This is a genomic window from Streptomyces katrae (assembly GCF_000966975.1).
Taxonomy (GTDB): Bacteria; Actinomycetota; Actinomycetes; order Streptomycetales; family Streptomycetaceae; genus Streptomyces; species Streptomyces katrae.
This window is the reverse complement of sequence record NZ_JZWV01001700.1, coordinates 1-989: the sequence shown is the minus strand read 5'-3', so window position 1 is coordinate 989 and position 989 is coordinate 1. Positions and strand designations below refer to the sequence as shown.

The 989-nt window shown below is 76.3% G+C and carries 1 protein-coding gene; it reads right to left on the bottom strand.

The window, feature by feature from the left end:
• Positions 1-12: 12 nt before the first annotated feature.
• Positions 13-989, bottom strand: a 977-nt coding sequence (locus tag VR44_RS40190) for a Fe-S oxidoreductase (protein ID WP_045952646.1), incomplete at its 5' end; no start/stop codon positions are given.

The following is a 989-nucleotide window of genomic DNA, read 5'->3' as shown; positions in this document are numbered from 1 at the left end:
GGTCGGGGTGGGTCATGAGGCGGCCCGTTGGGTCGTGGCGGCCGTGTGGACCGCGCGGGCGATGTGGCGGATCAGGGCCTGGAGGTCCGCGCAGTACACGGACGGCTGCTGGAAGCCCTCCCCCTCGCGGTAGCGGTGGGGGTAGTGGCCGCCGCCGCAGACCTCCACCAGTTCGCAGGAGCGGCAGCCCGCGGCGAGGGCCTCGCGGCCGAGCTGGCGGGCGGCGAAGCCGGGGTGGTCGAGGAGGTCGTCGAAGCTGTGGGTGTCGAGGGTCATGCCGGTCGCCGCGGCTCCTTCGTAGGCGGACTTCAGGGAGTCGGCCTGCTCGATGCTGCCGTCGGTCTCCACCACGGCGGTGGTGGCCGGTGCCAGGCCGAGGCTCTCGGTGGCGGCGGGGAGGCCCAGCAGCAGCGCGATGACCTCCTCGAAGATCCGGATGCGGGTGCGCCGCGCCCCGTCGTGCCACCAGCGTTCGAAGACGGCGATCAGCCAGTCGGCGTACGGGGTGCCGGCGGCCTGCCCGGTGCGGCCGGGCGGCGGGGTGCTCCAGTTGGCCAGGGGCAGCAGCAGGCCGATCGCGGGCGGGGCGAACGAGAGGAGGGACTCGTACGTCTCCACCGGGTCCTGCCCGATGTCGGCCACGCACAGCACCCCGGCGTAGCCGGCCGGATGCCGGGCCAGCAGCCGCAGGCCTCGGGCGGCCGCGCCGAAGCCGGGCCGCCCGGCGTGGTCCACGCGGCGGGCGTTGTGGGCGGGGAGGCCGCCGTCGAGGCTGACGCCGATCCGGATCCCGGCACCGGCCAGGGCGGCGATCCGGGCCCGGGTGAGCAGGGTCGCGTTGGTCTGCACGCTGGCGGTGACCCGGGTGCGGGGCGACCGGCGGGCCAGGGCGGCGCGTACCGCCTCGACCGGGGCGGCCAGTTCGGCGGGGGCCGCGAGGAGGGGTTCGCCGCCGTGCAGGACGAGGTCCACGCGGGGCAGTTCATGGG